At 46.3% G+C, this 3,288-nt stretch carries 3 protein-coding genes; all 3 read right to left on the minus strand.

Features of this window, described 5'->3' with window-relative positions; genetic code table 11:
* Positions 1-913, minus strand: a 913-nt coding sequence (locus KDK17_RS15925; RefSeq protein WP_257288501.1) for a protein DA1, incomplete at its 3' end; no start/stop codon positions are given.
* Positions 914-980: 67 nt separating this feature from the next.
* Entirely contained in the window at positions 981-2,099 is a 1,119-nt protein-coding gene (locus KDK17_RS15930; protein ID WP_257254827.1) for a tyrosine-type recombinase/integrase, read from the minus strand.
* A complete protein-coding gene (locus KDK17_RS15935) occupies positions 2,096-3,181 on the minus strand; it encodes a DNA-binding protein (RefSeq protein WP_257254826.1) in 1,086 nt (361 codons plus the stop codon). The genes KDK17_RS15930 and KDK17_RS15935 overlap by 4 nt, the downstream gene beginning before the upstream one ends.
* Positions 3,182-3,288: the final 107 nt, after the last annotated feature.

Raw genomic sequence — 3,288 nt, forward strand, 5'->3', positions numbered from 1 at the left:
AACCGAGACCGTAGATAGGGTCGTCACTTGTTTCTATGGCTATTCTCCGGAATTCTGCATCTTTTGTGGCCTGATTTTTCAACCAGATGTACTCCATCATGACACACATGCCTTCTTCGACTTCCAGTGGCAGGTCACGATAGTTGTTATAGAAGAGCCAGGCGTGGGTTAACTCATGGATGGCTACGGTTCGAAAATGTTCCTCCGGCAAATGCTTTTGAATCAGAATATCGTTGAACTCTCTGGCGATCACCTGGCCATTGGGTGTTGTAGAGGTACTCCATCGGGTTAGTCCCAGTATCGGCCTTTCATTATGAAAGTTATGTCGGCTGGCTTCCCGAAGTTCATCACGGCCACAGAGTGTTAGTGGGGTATTGGATTGATGTAGATTCAATCCTACAGAAGATAGGGCAGAGCGCATCTGCTCCATGATTCTGTCTCCCTGTTCCTGGTTGACTACGCCGCGTAGATTGCAGAGGTTGCAAATCACCAGTCCATCCGGGAAGGACATTCCGCCATCGGTGATGTTTTTGCACACTATCCGACTGCAACTTGAGCAAGTGGTGTAGTCCTGGTGTGTGTCGCAAAAGGTATTACCCCAAAAATCCATTAAATAATATTCATGGAGGGGCTTGCGACAGACGGCACAGAGCGGGTTATTCTGTTTTTGGTAGCAGTCCGGATGCCAGGGCATACCATCGTTTTCTATGTATCTGTCGTTGATGGTTTTTCGGCATCCGGGGCATTTCAGGCAGCGTGGATGGAAAGGTCGGCCATTAAAGCCAACAAATGATTTGTTTAGCAGAGGCTTTTTGCAGGTTCGACAATTAAAACAGTGCAGGTGCCAGTGACTGCCCAAGGCTTCCAGGCCATTTCCATGGATTGGCTTTCGGCAGCTCTTACAGAAATTCATGTCCTTCCCTGGCCATGTGATGCTCTCTCAATAACTTTAGCAGGAGCGGATTAAGGCTGTTGGTGATTCAGAGAAAATGAGTTTCCGTCATTTGTTTCAATCTCTTGGCCTCGGTGTGATAGTACTGGCTGGTGGTGTTGATGGAGTCATGGCCCGCAAAAATGGCCAGATCCTCTATCTTCATGTGACGGGCAAGGTGTGTCAGTGCAGTATGTCGCAGAGCATGGAAAGGCATAACTTTAAATCGGGTTGCCTGCTGGCTGTTGTCTGATTCAGAGGCGCAGAAATCCATAAAACTTTGCCACCAGAAACGCAGACCTCTGGAGGAAAGTCCGCCTATTTTGCCCTGAATTCTGCGCGTCCTTGGGGCCAATGGGAAATTGTCCCCTGACAGACCTTCACACTGAACACTATGTCTGAATGCCCTGATCTCTTCAATGAGCTTATTGTTTAGTGGTAGCTGACGGCGCTTTCGACCTTTCCCCAGGATGCTGAGAAAGTAGCCTCCCTCAATACCTGGATGAATATCATTACAGCTGTGTTCGGTCATTTCAGACTCTCGAAGCCCGAGGCTGTAGCCCAGCATGATGATATAACGTGTTCTTGCTGACTCTGATTTGGATACGTGCTCACTTTGCGTTTGTAGCTCGAGGCAATTCAGCAAGTGTTGCCATTCTTCTTCATGGAAGAAGCGGATAGTAGAAGTACCTCGGGCCAGCTTTTCTCCGGAACGAATCAAAGAAACAGCGGGATTGCCCAGCGTGTATCGATTTTTCTCCAGGAAAGAAAAGAAAGATGAGAGTACATCAATCACCTGATCGGTGCTTTTTCCGGGTTTGATAGACGCTTTAAAGAGTATTCTTTCGGGTTGCCCGGGGAGAACACCTTGCTCTAACCAGCGATCCGGCAGATTTTGTATATGATGAAGATACATCTGAAGATGCTTTAGACGAACTTCCTTATAGCTCGCCCCAATATCTTGATATAACCAGGCGCTGAAACGCAGGATTTCTCTCTCGTAGCGTCTGAGTGTCTCGTTAGAACGAGCTGCGGATTTGTTCAAAAACAGAGTAAGAATTTCACTGTCATTGACAGCGCCTGTCATATCAGTACTTAACGATGATGGGTTGTACTGATGGTCACTCCCGGGAAGATTCAGAAGTTCTGAAAGAGCAGGTAAGTTCATGACTTATTTTCTTTGTTTTGTTCAATGGTGAGTTTTAGGGCATCGTTATAGCCCTTGAGCCGTGCAACTTCATGCTCCAGTGTTCTTGTTGAATCAAGCTCTTTCTGTAATGACAGGTTTTTGAGCTCAAGGGCTGCTTGCTGCTTCCTGCACTCTTTAATAGCATCCTGATCATGCCGGGCCTTATGTTCTGCATCTAATAGCTGCCGCACTGCGCTGGAAAGGGCCTCGGCAGGGAGGTTCAGAAGCAATGTTATTTCCTTGATAACTTGAAGCAGTGGCTTTGATTCTTTGACGATGGCCTTGTAATGATTCCTTTCTTCGCAGGCTTCGAGATGAGCTTTGGACTTGGCTTCCAATCGATATTGGATTTCATTATGCGCCTTTTCGGCAGTCAGCCCGGACTCTTTTTGTTTCACAAGCTTTGATTCAACATTGGCTCTTAGTCGACGCTCATTGTCGACGGTTTTGATCCAGTGATTGATTTGTGCCTGGTACTGGCTGTCAAGCTTTGTCTCCAAAGAGGCGAGGGCTTGGGTATGTTCTTCTTTGCTGGAAGCAATCACTGCCTCATGCTTCTTATTTTTTTCGATCTCTGTGTTTAGCTGTTCCTTCAACTGAATGATGCTTTTCTCATGCTCAGACTGTTGTTGATTTAGCCTCTCTCCACTTTCTCGTAACACCTTATTTTCATCCGTCAACTGCTCCAACTGCTGTTTTAGATTCATTCCTTCCTCAGTCAGCTTCTGTACTACTTGTTGTAGTTCATCAATTTCCTGGTTGGCCTGATCTTCAAAATCACGTTGCGAGGCGGTTGCATCATGTTTCCATTGGATGAGTGAGCGTTTTAGCACACGCACCAAATCAGCAGGGAGCTCATCATCGACCTCTTTCTGGGCATCATCCAGAAAGCGCCATTCATTGTAATAGGGCAACACCGTCTGTTTCCCCATTTTGGCAATTCGGGCCAGCTTATCGGCATTAATACGTTCGCCTCTGGTTTTGAGGTCGTCCAGAACTCTGAAAACAAGCTCTCTACGCTGAATATCCTTCTGATTCTCGCCGTTGGCCTTGTTATCCATGATTTCATACCCGTTTCTGAACCATTAATACCAGTATTATAATACTGGTATTAATGGTATTAAAGTTTTTTAATTACTACCGGTAACTGAACTTACCGGTAGTAAGA

The sequence above is a fragment of the Endozoicomonas sp. SESOKO2 genome, from assembly GCF_024606245.1.
Taxonomy (GTDB): domain Bacteria; phylum Pseudomonadota; class Gammaproteobacteria; order Pseudomonadales; family Endozoicomonadaceae; genus Endozoicomonas_A.